Source organism: Streptomyces purpurogeneiscleroticus (assembly GCF_020024005.1).
Taxonomy (GTDB): Bacteria; Actinomycetota; Actinomycetes; order Streptomycetales; family Streptomycetaceae; genus Streptomyces; species Streptomyces purpurogeneiscleroticus.
In genome coordinates this window covers 1-17246 of sequence record NZ_NHSG01000232.1, presented here as the reverse complement: position 1 = coordinate 17246, position 17246 = coordinate 1, and the positions used below count along the sequence as shown (strand labels likewise).

Here is a 17246-nt window from a genome sequence, read left to right as displayed (position 1 = left end):
GTTTCGGTGGCGGCGGCTTCGGCGCGGGTGGCCGGGGCGTCGGCGACGTACAGGGCCAGCGCCAGTCGTCGGGCAGCCCCGGCATCCCGGTCGGGGTCGCCACCGGCGGCTTCGTCCCGGCGTAGGAACAGTTGTCGCCGTGCGCGGCCGCCGTCGGCGCCCAGCCCACCCCTGCTATGAACGCGGCGGCCGCCAGGGCCAGTCCAGCGCGATGCGATCGGTACACGCCGAGAGGCTGCGCCACCCCGCGCGCCATCAAGCGTCCCGTACGGGTGATTCCCCTGATCGTGGGGATTACCGTACGGTCGGGTGCGTGACGGCTGCCGAGGTGTTCACACCCCAGACCTACGCCACCGGCGTCCCCTACGCGCTCTTCCGTGAACTGCGTCTGACCAGCCCGGTCTGCTGGATCGAGGAGCCGGCGGTGGGCGGCTGGCCGGCCGGCCCCGGGTACTGGGCGGTGCTGCGGCACGTGGATGTGAAGCATGTCCTGCGTAGGCCAGAGGTGTTCTCTTCGTACGCGGGTGCGACGCAGATCCGGGACCCCGACAGCGCGCGGGACCTGGAGTTCGTCCGCGCGATGATGCTGAACCAGGACCCGCCGGACCATTCCCGTATCCGCAAGGTCGTCGCCGCGGCCTTCACCCCGCGCGCCGTACGGGAGTTGGAGGCCGTCATCGACGCACGCGCCGCCGAGCTCGTGGGGCGGGTCGCCGAGGCGGGCGCGGCGGACTTCGTCGAGGTCGCGGCCGACCTGCCGGTCTGGACGCTGGCGCACGTCATGGGCGTACCGGACGAGGACCGGCGGCTGCTCTTCGACTGGTCGAGCCGCGTCATCGGCTACCAGGACAGTGAGTACGCGCAGTTGAGCACGGCCGACCCTGCGACGCTGAGCCCCATGGGGCGGGCCGCGCTGGACCGCCGCCCGCGGACCCTGGTCCGCCCGGACGGCCGCCCGGTGAATCCGCGCTCCCGTGAAGCGCTCGCCGACATGTTCGCGTACGCCCACGCGCTCGCCGAACGGCCGCGGCCCGGCACGGTGATGGCGCACATGAGGGAGGGCGGCCTGACCCGCGAGGAGTTCGAGAACATGTTCTTTCTCTTCGCGGTGGCCGGGAACGAAACGCTGCGCAACGGCATTCCGGGCGGGCTGTACTCGCTGCTGTGTCATCGGGAGCAGTTCGAACGGCTCAAGGAAGAGCGGGAGTTGATCCCCACGGCCGTCGAGGAGATGCTGCGCTACTGGCCGCCGGTGATGGACTTCCGGCGGACCGCCGTACGCGACGTGGAGCTGGGCGGCCGGCGCATCCGGGCGGGCGAGAAGGTCGTGGTCTACCACGCCTCCGCCAACCGCGACGGGACGGTCTTCGCCGATCCCGACCGCTTCGACATCGCCCGCAGCCCGAACGACCACGTCAGCTTCGGCTTCGGACCGCACTTCTGCCTCGGCTCGCACCTCGCCCGGGTACAGATGCGGGCCGTGCTGCGGCACGTGCTGGACCGGCTCCCCGGCCTCGAACTCGCCGGGGAGCCGGTCCGGCTGGTCTCCAACTTCCAGAACGGGCTCAAGCACCTGCCCGTACGGGCCTGAGAGCGCCTGCGGGCGGCTCCTAGCGCCGTACCGCCAGCGACAGCGCGAAACGCGCCGTGCCGTCCGTCCACCAGTCGCGCAACTCCATCCCCGCGGCGTCCAGTTCCGCGCGCACACCCTCCTTGCGGAACTTCGCGGAGACCTCCGTGCGTACCTCCTCGCCCGCCGCGAAGTGCACCGCGAGGTCCAGCGCCGGGATCTTCACGGTCTGCTCCTTCAAGGAGCGCAGCCGCATCTCGATCCACTCCCGCTCCGGGTCCCACACCGCGCGGTGCGCGAACTGCGCCGGGTCGAAGTCGGCGGCCAGCTCGCGATTGATGACGGCGAGCACGTTCTTGTTGAACTCCGCCGTGACGCCCTTGCTGTCGTCGTACGCGGCCAGCAGCGTGCCCTCGTCCTTGACCAGGTCCGTGCCGAGCAGCAGCGCGTCGCCGGGCTCCAGCAGGTCGCGTACGGAGTGCAGGAAGCCGGCCCGCTCGGCGGGGAGCAGGTTGCCGATGGTGCCGCCCAGGAAGGCCAGCAGCCGGGGCCCGGGTGTGTCCGGCAGCTCCAGGCCGCCCTGGAAGTCGGCGACCAGCGCGTGCACGGTGAGCCCCGGGTGTTCGGTGAGGAGCGCCTCGCCCGCCGCGGCCAGTGCGCTCTCGCTGACGTCGACGGGCACGTAGGTGTGCAGCCGAGTGAGCGTGTCCAGCAGGTGCCGGGTCTTCTCCGAGGAGCCGGAGCCCAGCTCGACCAGGGTGCGGGCCCCGGTGGCGGTGGCGATCTGCCCGGCGCGGGCCAGCAGGATCTCCCGCTCGGCGCGGGTCGGGTAGTACTCGGGCAGCGCGGTGATGTCCTCGAAGAGGTCGCTGCCCCGGGCGTCGTAGAACCACTTGGGCGGCAGGGTCTTGGGGCTGCTGGTCAGGCCCTGGGCGACGTCGGTACGGAGGGCGGCGGTGGTGGCGTCGGGGGGCAGCGTACGAGTGATGGCGAGGGGACTCACGCGACGGGCTCCTTGAGCGGGGTGAGCAGGACATCGGTACGAGTGGCGGCCAGCAGCGTGCGGTCGGGGACCTCGGTCCAGTCGGCTTCGTCGTCGGAGGGTTCGGAGGCGACCAGCATGCCGGGCGCGCGGCCCGGCAGCGGGCGGTGGAAGAGCGTGTCGCCCCAGGTGGTGGCGGTGATCGTGGCGCCGTCGGTGAGCAGCAGGTTGAGCCGGGAGCCGGGGGCCGCGGCGGCCACCTCGGTGACCGTCTCGGACAGCGCCTCGGAGGCGTCGGCGCCCTGCTCCAGGCGGTGCTTCACGAGCGCCCAGAGGAACGCGGCGTCGCAGCGCGCCTCCATGCTGAGCAGCGCCTCGGAGGGCAGCCCGGCGGCCAGGGCGCCGAGCGGGCCGGGCCAGCCGCTGACCGCCCCGTTGTGGCTGAAGAGCCACCGGCCGCCGGCGAACGGCGCCGCCGCGGCCTCGCCGTCCGGGCAGGCGAGGGTGGCGTCCCGTACGGCGGCCAGCACGGCGCCGCTGCGGACGACCCGGGCGAGGTCGGGCAGGCAGGCGTCCGCCCAGATGGGCCCCGCGCGGCGGTAGCGGGCCGGCACGGGGTCGCCGGGCGCGTACCAGCCGACGCCGAAGCCGTCCGCGTTGACCGTGCCGTACTTCTGGCGGCGGGGCGCCCAGGACTGCCGGTACAGGCTGTACTCGGGCGCGGTGAGGACGTCGCCGAGCGGGACGTCGGGGCCGAGGTAGGCGAGGTGGCGGCACATCAGGCGGGCCTCCTGGCGCGCGGCACGGAGGACGCCGGGCACACGGGGCGCGCCGGGGCCCTCACGCGTCCTCCGGGCCCGCGTCGCGGGCCGTGCGGAAGCCGGCGAAGATCTGCCGGCGGATCGGCAGGTCCCAGTTGCGGAACGTGCCGCGGCAGGCCACCGGGTCCACCGCGAACGACCCGCCGCGCAGCACCTTGTACGCGCTGCCGAAGAACACCTCGGAGTACTCGCGGTAGGGGAACGCCTGGAAGCCCGGGTACGGCAGGAAGTCCCCGGAGGTCCACTCCCACACGTCCCCGATGAGCTGCCGGACGCCCAGCGGCGACTCGCCCTCGGGGTAGCTGCCCACCGGCGCGGGACGCAGATGCCGCTGGCCCAGGTTGGCGTGCTCGGGGCCGGGGTCCTCGTCGCCCCAGGGGTAGCGGCGGCTGTACCCGGTACGCGGGTCCCAGCGGGCGGCCTTCTCCCACTCGGCCTCCGAGGGCAGCCGGCGCCCGGCCCAGCGCGCGTACGCGTCCGCCTCGTACCAGCTCACATGCAGAACCGGTTCTTCAGGAGCGACCGGCTCGGTGACACCGAAGCTGCGGCGGACCCATCCGCTGCCCTCCCGCCGCCAGAACAGCGGCGCTTCAAGGTGGTGCTCGCACACCATCTGCCAGCCCTCGGGGGCCCACCAACGCGGCTCCCGATAGCCGCCGTCCTCGATGAACCACTGATACGCGGCGTTGCTCACCGGCATCGTGTCGATCCGGAAGGCGGGCAGCAGCCGGTGGTGCGCGGGGCGTTCGTTGTCCAGCGCCCACGGCTCCCGGGAGGTGCCCATCGTGAAGTGGCCGCCGGGCACCAGCACCTCGGGGCCCACCGTCCCGTCCGCGGTGTCCGGCGGCGGGGGAGCGGTGAGCGCGGCCGGGCCGCGCCGCAGCTGGTGGGTGATGAGCATCGTCTCGTCGTGCTGCTGCTCGTGCTGCGCGACCATGCCGAACGCGAACGCCTGCTCCACCAGCCGGTCGCCGCGCAGCGGGGTCTTCTCCAGGACGTCCAGCACCCGGCCGCGCACTTCGTCGACGTAGCTGTGCGCCTCGGAGGGGGCCAGCAGCGGCAGCGAGGGCCGCTCGGCCCGGGGGTGCTCGAACGCGTCGTACACCGAGTCGATCTCCGGGCGCAGCGCCTCCAGCCCGCCGACCGCCCGCATCAGCCACTGCTCCTCCTGGTTGCCTATGTGGGCGAGGTCCCACACCAGGGGCGACATCAGGGGCGAGTGCTGGGCGGTCAGGTCGGGCTCGTCGACACACGTGGTCAGCGCCTGCGTACGGGTGCGGGCGGCGAGCAGCGCCGACGCCGCGCGGTCCCGGAGCTTTTCGGGATCGTGGATCACTGGCTGTCCTTCCCTGGGATGCGCTCGACGGTGCGGGCGTACTCCGCGGCGAGCGCCGCTTCCTGGGCGTCGGCGGCGCGCCGGGCCGCCGGGCTCTCCGTGGGCGCGGGGGCGTACTCGGGCGCCGCGTACGCCGCGTCCAGCAGGTCGTCGGCCGGGCAGCGGCCCTGCGCCACGTAACGCTCGATGAACTCCTCGACGGCGGCGAGCACGTCGGGCCCGGCGCCGAGCCGGGGCAGCGCCGCACGGGCCGCAGCGAAACAGGCCGTCGCGGCGGCGGCCAGCTCCGGGTCGGTCAGCGCGTGCCGGGCGGCGCGCCGCCACAGGGGGTTGCGCGGTGCGGGACGGTCGCCCGCGGTCTCGGCGAGCGGCTTGACGGCGCGGTACGCGGTCTCGGCGGCCTCGGGGTCGTCGAACAGGGCCGCGGTCACGGCGAGCGGCACGATCCAGCCGTCGCCCGGCTGCGCGTCGATCATGCGCAGTTCGAGGTGGCCGCGCGGCCGGACCGGCGGGAAGAGCGTGGTGACGTGGTAGTCGAAGTCCTCCGCCGTGGGCGCCCTCGGTGCCCTGGTGCGCGTCCAGTCGCGGAAGGACAGCCCTTCGGGAGCGTCCCAGGGCCCGTCCCCGGCGCGCAGGCACATCACGGGCGCGTCCAGCGCGTACGCCGCCCAGGCAGCGCGCGGATCGGGGCCGTCGGCGGGCGCGAGGGTGCGGGCCGGGTCGAGCTGGGTCCAGATGGCCTGGCGGGTGGAGCGGTAGCCCGTCGGGCACCCCTCGCTGGTGGGGGAGTTGGCGAAGGCCGCGGCGAGCACGGCACCGAGGAGGTGGGCCAGCAGCCAGCGACGGCCGTGCCCGAGTGGCCCCGGCTCCTCGTATCCGGCGTCCACGCAGACCTGTACGGAGGCGGTGCCGCACATCATGGACCGCCCGGCCGGCCCCCAGCGGTCGAAGTACGCCTCCATGGCGTCGTAGCGGGGCTCGTCGAGAATGCGGTGCGGCGGGTGCCAGGGGTTGTGGCCGTGGCCCGCCAGGCTCAGGTCCATGGCACGCAGCGCGGTGCGTACCAGCGCCAGGTCGGCCGAGACGGCCGTCACGCAGTCGGTGAGGGAGGCGGCGGGGAGCGAGCTGAGCTCCAGCTGCCCGCCCGGCTCGAAGGTCAGGAGGGAGTGCAGGGGAAGCGCGCGCAGGGCGGTCATCGCGCTGCGTGCGCGCTCGCGCGGCAGGGGACATCGGGGGTTGCGCGCGTCGTGGACGAGATACTCGATCTCGACCCCGATACGCCGCGGCGGCCCGGTCTTGAAGCAGATGCCGTGCAGGTGGGCTGCCAGCTCCTCTTCCGTGACCGCGCGCTGTACGGGCATGGACTTCCACTCCCTCCGTGTCCGGCCGGACGGCCGGACGCAGGCTCCCACCTAAGCGGGTGCGAGCGGCGCACTCAAGGGCGCATCAGCGCCCGGCAGAGCACGCGCCGCGCACGGTCCTCGGGGCGTCGCGCCGGAGCACGACGGTGCGCCCGCACACGGAGTCTCTCACTGCCGATACCCCGCCAGGAAGCGTCCGATGCGGCTGATGGCGGCGTCGAGGTCATCGGCGTACGGGAGTGTCAGGATACGGAAGTGATCAGGGCGCGGCCAGTTGAAGCCGGTGCCCTGCACCACCTGGATCTTCTCCCGCAGCAGCAGGTCCAGCACGAACTTCTCGTCGTCGTGGATCTTGTGCACGGCCGGGTCCAGGCGCGGGAAGGCGTAGATCGCGCCCTTGGGCTTCACGCACGACACGCCCGGAATCTCGTTCAGGCGTTCCCATGCCCGGTCGCGCTGCTCGCGCAGCCGGCCGCCCGGGAGCACCAGGTCGTTGATCGACTGGCGGCCGCCGAGCGCCGCCTGGATGGCGTACTGCGCCGGGGCGTTCGGGCAGAGCCGCATCGAGGCCAGCGTGCCCAGCCCCTCCAGGTAGTCGGCCGCGTGCTGCGTGGGCCCGGAGACCACCAGCCAGCCGGACCGGAAGCCGGCCACGCGGTACGCCTTGGAGAGACCGCTGAAGGTGAGGCAGACCAGGTCGGGGGCGAGCACCGCGGCGTTGTGGTGCACCTCGCCGTCGTACAGGATGCGGTCGTAGATCTCGTCCGCGAAGACCATCAGGCCGTGCCGCCGCGCCAGGTCGAGCATGCCTTCCAGCAGCTCGCGCGGGTAGACGGCGCCCGTCGGGTTGTTGGGGTTGATGATGACCATCGCCCGCGTCCGGTCGGTGATCTTCGCGGCCATGTCGTCCAGGTCCGGCAGCCAGTCGGCGGACTCGTCGCACACGTAGTGCACCGCCTTGCCGCCCGCCAGCGTCGTCACCGCGGTCCACAGCGGGAAGTCCGGGGCGGGGATCAGCACCTCGTCGCCGTCGTCCAGCAGCGCCTGGACCGCCATCGAGACCAGCTCCGAGACGCCGTTGCCCAGGTAGACGTCGTCCACGCCGACCTCGGTGAGGCCGAGCGACTGGTAGTGCTGGGCGACGGCGCGGCGCGCCGAGAGGATGCCGCGGGACTCGGTGTAGCCGTGCGCCCGCGACAGGTTGCGCACCATGTCCTGCAGGATCTCCTCGGGCGCCTCGAAGCCGAAGAGCGCGGGGTTCCCGGTGTTCAGTCGGAGCACGCTGTGCCCGGCCTCCTCCAGCGCGTCGGCGTGCTCGATCACCGGCCCGCGGATCTCGTAACAGACGTCGGCCATCTTGCTCGACTGCTTGAACTCCATGCGGCGGCCTCCCGGTTACCTCGCTCGCCGCGGCGCGGCGCATCCGTGGTTCTCCTTGGTTTTACCAAGCTCGAACTTGGAAAGTCCAACCTCTTGTCTATGCTGGGATCATGCCGCGCCGAAGTTATGACCAGTACTGCGCCGTCGCCCGCGCCCTGGACGCCGTGGGCGACCGCTGGACCCTGCTGATCGTCCGGGAGCTGCTGGCCGGGGCCCGGCGCTACACGGACCTGCACGCCGACCTGCCGGGCGTCAGCACGGACATGCTCGCGGGCCGCCTGAAGGACATGGAACGCGACGGCCTGGCCGTCCGCCGCAGACTCGACCCGCCCGCCGCCGCGTTCGTCTACGAGCTCACCCCGCGCGGCCGCGCCCTGCTCCCCGTCCTCACCGCACTGGCCGACTGGGGCGCGGCGGACCTCGGCGCGCCGCGGCCGACCGACGCGGTCCGCGCCCACTGGTTCGCCGTGCCGCTCATGCCCCGGCTCGCCCGGTACTTCGGCGCGGGACGGCCGCAGGGCGCCCCTGTGCGGGTCGTGGAGGTCCGGCTGGAAGAGGGGACGTTCCACGTCACGCTGGGCGCGGAGGCGGATGCACAGGCGGACCCGGGCTACGCGGACGGTCCCGCCCCGGCACCGGACGCCGTACTGGAGCTGGACGCGGCGGCCTGTACCGAGGTGATCTACGATCGGCTCTCACTCGCCCACGGCATCGGCACCGGCCGCATCCGGGTGACGGCCGGCGGCGAGCCGGCCGGCGTTCCGGCGGCGACCGCACGCACAGCGACGGGATGACACATGCGCAATGCACCCCTGGCGGTCTTCGATCTGGACAACACCCTGGCGGGCACGGCGCACCGGCAGCACTTCCTGGAGCAGCGGCCGCGCGACTGGGACGGGTTCTTCGCCGCCGCCCCCGATGACCCGCCGCTCCCCGAAGGCATCGCGCTGGCCCTGGAGAGCGCGGCGGAGTGCGAGATCGTGTACCTGACCGGGCGGCCCGAGCGGTGCCGCGCCGACACCCTGGAGTGGCTTGCCCGGCACGGCCTCCCCGAGGGCCGCGTCTGGATGCGCCCCTCCGGTGACCGCCGCCCGGCTCGCCACACCAAGCTCGAACTGCTGCGCAAGCTGGCGCGCGGCCGTGAGGTCCGCATCGTCGTGGACGACGACGAGCTGGTCTGCGACGCGGTCCAAGCTGCCGGCTTCCCCGTCGTGCGGGCCGGCTGGGCAGCCCACTCCGCCGCCCTGAAGGACGCCCAGGAGCGCGAGGGCCGCACCTGAAGGCGCGCGCCGGTCAGGAGTGGCCCGTGGGCCGCGCCCGTACGTGCACGCGCTCACCCTGGGGGCCGAACAGGCAGAGGTACTCCACCGGTTCGGGACCCGCGCTCGCGAAGCTGTGCGGCGTCCGCGTGTCGAACTCGGCTGCCTCGCCCGCGCCGAGTACGAGGTCGTGCTCGCCCAGCGCTAGCCGCAGCCGGCCGGAGAGCACGTAGAGCCACTCGTAGCCCTCGTGGGTGCGCTGTTCGGGCAGCGGGGCGTCGGGTCGGCCCGGGGGCAGGATCAGCTTGTAGGCGTGCAGGCCGCCGAGGTGGCGGGTGAGCGGCACGAAGGTGTGGCCGTTCCGGACGACCGGGCGCGGGTGGATGCGGGGGTCGCCGGTGGGCGGCGCGCCGACCAGCTCGTCCAGCGGGACGCCGTACGCCTTGGCCAGCGGCAGCAGCAGTTCCAGGGTGGGCCTGCGCTGCCCGGACTCCAGCCGGGAGAGCGTGCTGACGGAGATGCCGGTGGTCTCGCTCAGCGCGGTCAGGGTCGTGCCGCGGTCCCTGCGCAGCGCGCGCAGCCGGGGGCCGACCGCGGTGAGCACACCGGCGAGGTCGTCGTCTGCCATGCCCCCATTTGCTGTTTCGGCAATAAACTTTGTCAAGTCGGCGGCGCGGTCCGAGTATCGGCAAAGAAGCAGCGAGAAGCCGCAAAAAGCAGCGAGAAGCCGCAACGAAGGAGCGTGTGTGCCGATGACCGATACGCAGATCTCGGACGAGGAGTTCTGGAACGCCCGGTACGCCGAGAGCGACCGGATCTGGAGCGGCAAGCCCAACGCGGCACTGGTCCGGGAGGTCGCGGACCTGACCCCGGGCCGGGCCCTGGACCTGGGCTGCGGGGAAGGCGGCGACGCGATCTGGCTGGCCAAGCAGGGCTGGCAGGTCACCGCCGTCGACGTCTCCCAGGTGGCGCTGGACCGGGCCGCCGGGCACGCGGCGGCGGAAGGCGTCGCGGACCGCGTCGACTGGCAGCGCCACACCCTGGGCGAGACCTTCCCCGAGGGCACCTTCGACCTGGTCTCGTCCCACTTCCTGCACACCCTCGGCGAGCTGCCGCGGGAGGAGGTCCTGCGGACCGCCGCCGGTGCGGTGGCGCCGGGCGGGGTGCTCCTCGTGGTCGGCCACTCCGGGCCGCCCCCGTGGGAGCCCGACGCGCACCCTGATGTCCGCCTCCCCGTGGCGCGGGAGGTCCTCGCGGACCTGCGGCTGGCCGAGGGGGAGTGGGAGGTGCTCGTCTGCGAGGAGCACGAGCGCACCCAGACCGCCCCGGACGGACGGCAGATGATCCGCACCGACAACACGGTGAAGGTGCGCCGCCAGGCCGGCTGACCGCCGCGCACGATTGCCCCTCCGGTACCTGTTCCCTCACGGATACCGACCGCTTAGTATGCCGATGGCATCGAGGTCACCCACGTCGTGAGGGGAAGCTCAGTGAAGGCATGGCGGGTACACGCGAACGGCGAGCCACGCGAGGTGATGCGGCTGGACGAGGTCCCGGACCCACAGCCGGGTCCGGGACAGCTCCTCCTCCGGGTGAAGGCCGCGAACGTCAACTTCCCCGACGCGCTGCTCTGCCGCGGCCAGTACCAGGTACGCCCGCCGCTGCCCTTCACGCCGGGCGTGGAGATCTGCGGCGAGGTGCTCGCCGCCGGTGACGGCGCGGACGTCGCCGCCGGCACCCGTGTACTGGCGCAGCCGCCGCTGCCGAACGGCGGGTTCGCCGAACTGGCCGTGGTGGACGCCAAGTCCGTCCTGCCGGCACCGGACGCGCTGGACGACGCCGAGGCCGCCGCGCTGCACATCGGCTACCAGACCGGCTGGTTCGCGCTGCACCGCCGCGCGCACCTCCAAGCGGGCGAGACGCTGCTGGTGCACGCGGCGGCGGGCGGCGTCGGCAGCGCCGCCGTCCAGCTCGGCCGGGCCGCCGGCGCCCGCGTCATCGGGGTCGTCGGCGGCCCCGAGAAGGCCGCGGTGGCCCGGGAGCTCGGCTGTGACGTGGTCATCGACCGGCGCGCCGAGGACGTCATCAAGGCCGTGAAGGAAGCCACCGGCGGCCGCGGCGCCGACGTGATCTACGACCCGGTGGGCGGCGACGCGTACGCCCAGTCCGCCAAGTGCGTGGCCTTCGAGGGCCGCATCGTCGTCATCGGCTTCGCCAGCGGCACCATCCCCAGCCCCGCGCTCAACCACGCGCTGGTCAAGAACTACGCGATCCTCGGCCTCCATTGGGGTCTGTACGCCACCAAGGAGCCGGCCGCCATCGGCGCCTGCCACGAGGAGCTCACCAAGCTCGCCGCGCAGGGCGTCATCAAGCCGCTGATCGGCGACCGGGTACCGCTGGACGGCGCCGCCGACGCGGTGCAGCGGGTCGCCGACGGCGTCACCACCGGACGCCTGGTCGTCCTCCCCGGAGAGGCGGGTGCCCGATGACCACAGAAGCCACCGCACGCCCTGTCGGCGCCGAGGAGCTGTGCCGGCGCACCGCCGAGCTGCTCGCCGCCCATCCGCCCGCCACCACGGAGCGCCTGGACTTCCTGCGCGCCCGCTTCGCCGCCGGCCTCGCCTGGGTGCACTTCCCCGAGGGCCTCGGCGGCCTGGGCGCGCCGCGCGCCCTGCAGGCCGTCGTCGACGAGGAGCTGGCGGCCGCCGGAGCGCCCGACAACGACCCGGGACGCATCGGCATCGGCCTGGGCATGGCGGCGCCCACCATCCTGCGCTACGGCACCGAGGAGCAGCGGCAGCGCTTCCTGCCGCCCCTGTGGACCGGCGAGGAGGTGTGGTGCCAGCTCTTCAGCGAGCCCGGCGCCGGCTCCGACCTCGCGGGGCTCGCCACTCGTGCCGTGCGCGACGGTGACGGCCCGGACGCCGACTGGATCGTGGACGGCCAGAAGGTGTGGACGTCCGGCGCACACAAGGCCCGCTGGGCGATCCTCATCGCCCGTACGGACCCGGACGCGCCCAAGCACCGCGGCATCACGTACTTCCTCTGCGACATGACCGACCCCGGCGTCGAGGTGCGGCCGCTGCGCCAGATCACCGGCGAGGCGGAGTTCAACGAGGTCTTCCTGACCGGCGTGCGGATTCCCGATCGCCACCGCCTCGGAGAGGTGGGCGAGGGCTGGAAGGTCGCGCAGACCACCCTGATGAACGAGCGCGTCGCCATCGGGGGCAACCGCATCCCCCGTGAGGGCGGCATGATCGGCGTCGCCGCCGCCGACTGGCGCGAGCGCCCCGAACTGCGCACCCACGACCTGCACCAGCGGCTGCTGCGCCTGTGGGTGGATGCCGAGGTGGCCCGCCTCACCGGTGAACGGCTGCGCCAGCAGCTCATCCAGGGCCAGCCCGGCCCCGAAGGCAGCGGCATGAAGCTGTCGTTCGCGCGGCTCGCCCAGGAGATCAGCGGCTGGGAAGTGGAGTTCCTCGCAGAGGACGGCCTCACGTACGACAGCTGGACGCACACCGGCTCCGACGTACTGAGCTTCACCGGGCGCGAGGCGGGCTACCGCTACCTGCGCGCCAAGGGCAACAGCATCGAGGGCGGCACCTCCGAAGTGCTCCTCAACATCGTCGCCGAACGCGTGCTCGGCCTGCCGTCCGAGCCGCGCACCGACAAGGACGTCGCGTGGAAGGACCTGCCCCGATGACCGACCAGCAGACCCTGGCGGACGCCACGGCGTCCGAGCTGCCCGAGGGCCCGGACCTGCTCTACTCCGAGCCCGAGGACGACCTGCGCGCCGCGGTACGGTCCCTGCTGACCGACCGCGGCGGTCCGGCCGCGGTCCTCGCCGAGCTGGAATCGGGCCGCACGCACGACGCCGCCCTGTGGCGCTCGCTCGCCGCCGACATCGGGGCGGCCGGGCTGCTGGTCCCCGAGAAGCTCGGCGGGCAGGGCGCGGGCCCCCGGGAGGCGGCCGTCGTCCTGGAGGAGCTGGGCCGGGCCGTGACGCCCGTGCCGTACCTGACGAGCGCCGTGCTGGCCGTCACCGCCCTGCTCGGCTGCGACACGGGCCAGGACGAGGTCGCACGGCTGCTCGCCGCGTTGGCCGCCGGCGAGCGGATCGGCGTGCTCACACTCCCGCTGCCGACCGCGCCCGCCGGGCCGCTGGAGCCGCCCGTACGGGCCGGCGCCGACGGCGCGCTGCTCGGCACGGTCTCCTCGGTCGCCGACGCGGCAGCCGCCGATGTACTGCTCGTACCGGTGCGCGCGGCGGACGGCATCGAGCTGTACGCCGTGGACGCCGATGCGCCGGGGCTGCACATCGAGACGGTCACCCCGCTCGACCTCACCCGTCCGCTCGCCCGCGTCACCTTCGACGGCGCGGCGGGCCGCCGGCTGGCCGGTCCCGACCGGGCCGGCGCGGCCGTACGGAAGGCTCTGCTCACGGGTGCCGGACTGCTCGCCTCCGAACAGCTCGGCATCGCCGAGTGGTGCCTGACCGAGCTCGTCGAGTACACCAAGCAGCGCCACCAGTTCGGCCGTCCGGTCGGCTCGTTCCAGGCGCTCAAGCACCGGATGGCCGCGCTCTGGCTGGAGGTGGTGTCGGCGCGGGCGGCGGCGCGCAACGCGGCGGACGCGCTGGCCACCGACAGCGCGGACGCCCCGGTCGCGGTGGCCGTCGCCCAGGCGTACTGCGCCCCGGTCGCGGTCCGCGCGGCACAGGAGTGCCTCCAGCTGCACGGCGGCATCGGCATGACGTGGGAACACCCGGTGCACGTCTTCCTGAAGCGCGCCAAGAGCGACGAGATCGCCCTGGGCGCCCCCGGCCGCCACCGCGCGTCCCTCGCCGAGCTGGTGGACCTCACGGCCCCGTAGGAGCCGGCGGCACACCGGATGCCGGCCGACGGCTGTGGGGGCCGTCGGCCGGCGTCGTCCGTCAGCGCAGGCGGGGCGAGACCAGGCCGTCGAGCAGGGCCTGGAGGCCGCTCTCGAAGAGCGCGTCGAGGTCCAGGTCGTAACCGTCGGCGCCGAAGGACTCCAGGAGCCGGGCGAACGTCGGGTATCGCCCCGAAGCGGCGATCTCCCCGAAGGCCGCTTCCTGTTCCGCCAGCCACTGCTCCTGGGAGAGGCCGGTCACGCTCTCCGCGTGCGCCTCTTGTTCTAGGTGGGCGGCGAGCCCCTGCAGGTGGCTGTAGAGCAGCACATTGATGTCCAGCATGGCGTTCCCTTCGAGCCCGAGGCCGTCGAGGCCGGCGAGCATCCACTCCGAGTAGGCCATCAGGTTCGGCAGCGCCAACGGGCGGGTGAGCGGGGCGAGCTGCGCCAGCCAGGGATGGGCGCGGTGCAGCACCCAGAGGGCCCTGGCGCCCGTCTCCAGCCGCGTCCGACGGCAGGCGGGCGGCTCGGCCGGGTACGCGATCTCACCGAGCACGCTGTCCGCCATCAGCAGGACCAGTTCGTCCTTGCCGTTCACGTACCGGTAGGGAGACATCGTCGCGGCCCCCAGGCGCGCCGCGACGCCGCGCATCGACAGGGCCGCCAGCCCCTCCGCGTCGGCGATCTCGACGGCCGTGCGCACGATGCGGGCGCGGGTCAGTTCGTGGTCGGACGGGGGCGCGGCACGGGAGCCGCGAGCCGGGCCCGTGGTGCGCCGGGACGGCGCCACCACCGTGCCGGCCCGCGGCCGGGCCTCCACCAGGCCGTCCTGCCGCAGCGCATGCAGCGCCTTCGTGGCCGTCGCCAGGGCGACGTGCCACTCCTCGGCGATCCGCCGGGTGGACGGCACCCGGTCACCGGCGACGAGCTCGCCCTCCTCGATGCGTCGCCGGATCTCCGAGGCGATGCGCAGGTACGGCGGAACTTTTTCCGCAGCCATCCCGCCCCCTTTCTCAGTTGTACTAGTACAGAGGTTAGCTGCGAGGACGGTTCTTCGGCGACTCTCTGTCCTAGAACAGGCGGGGAAACCAGTCCTGGTGGAGCTGCTTCCCCCGCTGGCGCGTACGCCGTACATTCAGCGCGTACACCGTACGTACTGCATGAGGGGGACCCATGAGGAGCAGGACCGTGCTCGTCTCAGGGGCGGGCATCGCCGGCCTCGCCACCGCCTACTGGCTGCGCCACCAGGGCTACGCACCGACCGTCGTCGAGCGTGCTCCGGGCCTGCGCCCAGGAGGGCAGGCGATCGACGTCCGTGGTGTCGCGCTGGACGTCCTCGACCGGATGGGCGTGCTCCCGGACGCGCGCCGGCTGCGCACCCGGATGCGGGGCATGTCGATGCTCGACGCCACGGGGGAGGAGCTGTGGCGCTCCACCGAGCAGACCTTCAGCAGCGGCCGGCTCGACAGCGACGACATCGAACTGCTCCGCGACGACCTCACCGCGCTCCTGTACGAGCAGGCGCGCGACGGCATCGAGTACCTCTTCGGCGACTCGATCGCCACCCTTCAGGAGGCGGCCGACGGCGTACGCGTCGGGTTCGAGCGGGCCCCGGAACGCAGCTTCGACCTCGTCGTGGGCGCGGACGGCCTGCACTCCACGGTGCGCCGGCTGGCCTTCGGTGCCGAGCCGGAATGCCTCCGCCACCTCGGGGCCTATGTAGGCGTGTTCAGTACCGGCAACTTCCTCGAGCTCGACGACTGGCAGGTGTGGCTCCAGGACGGCGGTGCGAGTTACGTCGTCTACCCGGCACGCGGCAACAGCGAGCTCAGGGCCACACTCGGCTTCTCGTCCGAGCCCTTCACGTACGACCACCGGGACACCGAGCACCAGAAGGCGCTGCTCCAGGAACGGCTGGGCCACCTGGGATGGGAGACGCCGAAACTGCTGGCCGCCATGTGGGAGGCGCCCGACTTCTACTTCGACGCGATGGCGCAGATCCACCTGGACCGCTGGACCGCCGGCCGGGTGGCGCTCGTCGGGGACGCGGGCTACTGCCCCTCCCCGCTGTCCGGTCAGGGCACGAGCCTGGCCCTGGTGGGCGCCTACGTGCTCGCCGCCGAGCTCGGCCGGACGCCCGATGACCACCGGGCCGCGTTCGACCGCTACGACGCGCGGCTGCGCCCCTTCGTCGCCCGTAATCAGGCGCTGGCCACGGAGAACCCTTCCGGGCCCGCCCCCGAGGAGTCGATCGAGGCGGCCAAGAACGGCCTCGCGCTCGATGACTGACCATGCGACTGGGCATGTCGGAAGAGTGAAGTTCGGGTAGCGTCGTACGTATGAAGGTCGCACCCCGACGACCCGCGTTCCCGTCGGTGCCGGCCCTGCCGGCCGCCGGTGCGGCGCTGCTGCTCGCTGTGGCGCCCGTCGCGGCTCCCGGGGCAGCGACCGTGTACGGGGCGCAGACGGGGTCCGTCGTCGCCTCCGCGGTGCGTGCCGACGGGGGACTGGACGCGGCGGCCGACGCGCTCTCCAAGGGGCCCGTGTACGTCGACCCGCGGGCCGCGGGGCAGCTGCCGGACGGGCAGGCGGACGCGCTGGCGAGCGACATCGAGGAGGCCGGGAAGCCGGTCTTCGTGGCCGTGCTCCCCGCGAACTCCGACTATCCGCCCGCGACGCTCTTCGAGGACCTGCGCACCCGGGTCGGTATCCAAGGTGTGTACGCGGTGCAGCTCGGCGACCGCTTCGACGCCCGGGCCGACGGAAACGTGATGTCCCGGGAGTCGGTGCGCCACCTCGTAGGCGCCGCCCAGCGTGCGCACCCGGGGGACGCGACCGCGCAGCTGAAGGACTTTGTCGCGCAGGCCGAGAAGCAGGTCGGGAAGGGCACGCCGGACTCCTGGCAGGGCACGGGCGGGGACGGGGCCAGCAGCGGCGTGCTGGTCGGACTCGGCGTGCTGGTGGCCCTCGGGGCGGGCGGCGCGTACACCGTCCACCGGCGCACCAAGCGCCGCCGTGCGGCCGAGGAACAGGCCGCGCTGGACGCGCTGCGGGTGGTGGTCGACGAGGACATCACCGCTTACGGGGAGGAACTGGACCGGCTGGACTTCCGGCCCGGCGAGCCGGGCGCCGACGACGCCATGCGCACCGACTACGCGCAGGCCCTGGACGCGTACGAGAACGCCAAACAGACGATGGCGGAGGCGCGGCACCCCCAGGACGTGCGGAAGGTGACCGAGGTATTGGAGGGCGGCCGGTTCGCGCTGGCCACGCTGGCCGCCCGGCGGGAGGGCCGCCCGCTTCCGGAGCGCCGCCCGCCGTGCTTCTTCGACCCGCGGCACGGCCCGTCCGTGGCCGACGCGCAGTGGGCGCCGCCCAAGGGCACGGAGCGCACGGTCCCGGTGTGCGCGGCCGATCAGGCGCGGCTGGCGGACGGCCAGGAACCGATGGCCCGCACGGTGCGCACCCCGTACGGCGAGGACCGTCCGTACTGGGACGCGGGCCCCGTATACGGGCCCTGGGCGGGTGGCTACTACGGGATGCTCGGCGGCGGGCTGCTCCCCGGACTGTTCCTCGGCACGATGCTCGGCTCCTCGATGATGGGCCCGGCCGCCTACGGGTGGGGTGACGGCGCGTACCACGGGGACGAGTTCGGCGGCGGGGAC

16 protein-coding genes are annotated in these 17246 nt (G+C 73.4%); 9 read left to right on the top strand and 7 right to left on the bottom strand.

Translation table 11 applies throughout. The annotated features are described in order from the left end of the window. Positions 1 to 313 precede the first annotated feature (313 nt). Positions 314 to 1591: a cytochrome P450 gene (locus CCS38_RS15180; RefSeq protein WP_223733797.1), complete on the top strand. Its 1278-nt coding sequence runs from the start codon at positions 314 to 316 to the stop codon at positions 1589 to 1591. A gap of 19 nt (positions 1592 to 1610) precedes the next feature. On the opposite strand, the gene egtD is transcribed toward CCS38_RS15180, so the two are convergent. From egtD to CCS38_RS15155, 5 genes are all read right to left on the bottom strand, one after another. Further along, positions 1611 to 2573: an L-histidine N(alpha)-methyltransferase gene (gene egtD, locus CCS38_RS15175; RefSeq protein ID WP_223733796.1), complete on the bottom strand. Its 963-nt coding sequence runs from the start codon at positions 2571 to 2573 to the stop codon at positions 1611 to 1613. Beyond that, positions 2570 to 3331, bottom strand: a complete 762-nt coding sequence (gene egtC / locus CCS38_RS15170; protein ID WP_223733795.1) for an ergothioneine biosynthesis protein EgtC — start codon at positions 3329 to 3331, stop codon at positions 2570 to 2572. The genes egtD and egtC overlap by 4 nt, the downstream gene beginning before the upstream one ends. Positions 3332 to 3392: 61 nt before the next feature. Further along, complete coding sequence (gene egtB, locus CCS38_RS15165; RefSeq protein WP_223733794.1) at positions 3393 to 4709, bottom strand: ergothioneine biosynthesis protein EgtB; 1317 nt, start codon at positions 4707 to 4709, stop codon at positions 3393 to 3395. Beyond that, positions 4706 to 6070: an ergothioneine biosynthesis glutamate--cysteine ligase EgtA gene (egtA, locus tag CCS38_RS15160; RefSeq protein ID WP_223733793.1), complete on the bottom strand. Its 1365-nt coding sequence runs from the start codon at positions 6068 to 6070 to the stop codon at positions 4706 to 4708. Before egtA ends, egtB begins: the two co-directional genes overlap by 4 nt. A gap of 168 nt (positions 6071 to 6238) precedes the next feature. Further along, positions 6239 to 7450, bottom strand: coding sequence for a pyridoxal phosphate-dependent aminotransferase (locus CCS38_RS15155; RefSeq protein ID WP_223733792.1), 1212 nt, complete (start codon positions 7448 to 7450; stop codon positions 6239 to 6241). Positions 7451 to 7560: 110 nt separating this feature from the next. Between CCS38_RS15155 and CCS38_RS15150 the strand changes: the two genes are divergently transcribed. After that, a complete protein-coding gene (locus CCS38_RS15150) occupies positions 7561 to 8244 on the top strand; it encodes a winged helix-turn-helix transcriptional regulator (RefSeq protein WP_223733791.1) in 684 nt (227 codons plus the stop codon). Between the two features lie 3 nt (positions 8245 to 8247). Further along, positions 8248 to 8730 carry a phosphatase domain-containing protein gene (locus tag CCS38_RS15145; protein ID WP_223733790.1) on the top strand — a complete coding sequence of 161 codons (483 nt, stop codon included), beginning with the start codon at positions 8248 to 8250 and terminating at the stop codon, positions 8728 to 8730. A 13-nt stretch (positions 8731 to 8743) separates the two neighbouring features. On the opposite strand, the gene CCS38_RS15140 is transcribed toward CCS38_RS15145, so the two are convergent. Next, the gene (locus CCS38_RS15140; protein ID WP_223733789.1) at positions 8744 to 9337 is read right to left on the bottom strand and encodes a helix-turn-helix domain-containing protein; all 594 of its coding nucleotides are present in this window, start codon (positions 9335 to 9337) and stop codon (positions 8744 to 8746) included. 124 nt (positions 9338 to 9461) lie between these two features. On the opposite strand from CCS38_RS15140, the gene CCS38_RS15135 reads away from it, so the two are divergent. The 4 genes from CCS38_RS15135 to CCS38_RS15120 all read left to right on the top strand — a co-directional run bounded on the left by CCS38_RS15135 (position 9462) and on the right by CCS38_RS15120 (position 13581). Then, on the top strand, positions 9462 to 10097 hold the full coding sequence (locus tag CCS38_RS15135; RefSeq protein WP_223733788.1) for an SAM-dependent methyltransferase: 636 nt from the start codon (positions 9462 to 9464) through the stop codon (positions 10095 to 10097). A 102-nt stretch (positions 10098 to 10199) separates the two neighbouring features. Further along, positions 10200 to 11198 (top strand): NADPH:quinone oxidoreductase family protein, encoded by a 999-nt coding sequence (locus tag CCS38_RS15130; RefSeq protein WP_223733787.1) that lies wholly within the window; start codon positions 10200 to 10202, stop codon positions 11196 to 11198. Next, positions 11195 to 12412: an acyl-CoA dehydrogenase family protein gene (locus tag CCS38_RS15125; RefSeq protein ID WP_223733786.1), complete on the top strand. Its 1218-nt coding sequence runs from the start codon at positions 11195 to 11197 to the stop codon at positions 12410 to 12412. Before CCS38_RS15130 ends, CCS38_RS15125 begins: the two co-directional genes overlap by 4 nt. Beyond that, positions 12409 to 13581 carry an acyl-CoA dehydrogenase family protein gene (locus CCS38_RS15120; RefSeq protein WP_223733785.1) on the top strand — a complete coding sequence of 391 codons (1173 nt, stop codon included), beginning with the start codon at positions 12409 to 12411 and terminating at the stop codon, positions 13579 to 13581. The genes CCS38_RS15125 and CCS38_RS15120 overlap by 4 nt, the downstream gene beginning before the upstream one ends. Positions 13582 to 13642: 61 nt before the next feature. Here CCS38_RS15120 and CCS38_RS15115 read toward each other — a convergent pair whose 3' ends face one another. Further along, positions 13643 to 14581, bottom strand: coding sequence for a TetR/AcrR family transcriptional regulator C-terminal domain-containing protein (locus CCS38_RS15115; RefSeq protein ID WP_223733784.1), 939 nt, complete (start codon positions 14579 to 14581; stop codon positions 13643 to 13645). Between the two features lie 173 nt (positions 14582 to 14754). Here CCS38_RS15115 and CCS38_RS15110 point away from each other — a divergent pair, with 173 nt between their 5' ends. After that, positions 14755 to 15870: an FAD-dependent monooxygenase gene (locus CCS38_RS15110; protein ID WP_223733783.1), complete on the top strand. Its 1116-nt coding sequence runs from the start codon at positions 14755 to 14757 to the stop codon at positions 15868 to 15870. A gap of 50 nt (positions 15871 to 15920) precedes the next feature. Next, a partial coding sequence (locus CCS38_RS15105; RefSeq protein WP_223733782.1) for a hypothetical protein occupies positions 15921 to 17246 on the top strand: 1326 nt, incomplete at its 3' end.

Coding starts and splice junctions, on each gene's coding strand:
- egtC (WP_223733795.1), bottom strand. CDS start 3,331: ATGTGCCGCCACCTCGCCTACCTCGGCCCCGACGTCCCGCTCGGCGAC.
- egtA (WP_223733793.1), bottom strand. CDS start 6,070: ATGCCCGTACAGCGCGCGGTCACGGAAGAGGAGCTGGCAGCCCACCTG.
- CCS38_RS15155 (WP_223733792.1), bottom strand. CDS start 7,450: ATGGAGTTCAAGCAGTCGAGCAAGATGGCCGACGTCTGTTACGAGATC.
- CCS38_RS15150 (WP_223733791.1), top strand. CDS start 7,561: ATGCCGCGCCGAAGTTATGACCAGTACTGCGCCGTCGCCCGCGCCCTG.
- CCS38_RS15145 (WP_223733790.1), top strand. CDS start 8,248: ATGCGCAATGCACCCCTGGCGGTCTTCGATCTGGACAACACCCTGGCG.
- CCS38_RS15140 (WP_223733789.1), bottom strand. CDS start 9,337: ATGGCAGACGACGACCTCGCCGGTGTGCTCACCGCGGTCGGCCCCCGG.
- CCS38_RS15135 (WP_223733788.1), top strand. CDS start 9,462: ATGACCGATACGCAGATCTCGGACGAGGAGTTCTGGAACGCCCGGTAC.
- CCS38_RS15125 (WP_223733786.1), top strand. CDS start 11,195: ATGACCACAGAAGCCACCGCACGCCCTGTCGGCGCCGAGGAGCTGTGC.
- CCS38_RS15120 (WP_223733785.1), top strand. CDS start 12,409: ATGACCGACCAGCAGACCCTGGCGGACGCCACGGCGTCCGAGCTGCCC.
- CCS38_RS15115 (WP_223733784.1), bottom strand. CDS start 14,581: ATGGCTGCGGAAAAAGTTCCGCCGTACCTGCGCATCGCCTCGGAGATC.
- CCS38_RS15110 (WP_223733783.1), top strand. CDS start 14,755: ATGAGGAGCAGGACCGTGCTCGTCTCAGGGGCGGGCATCGCCGGCCTC.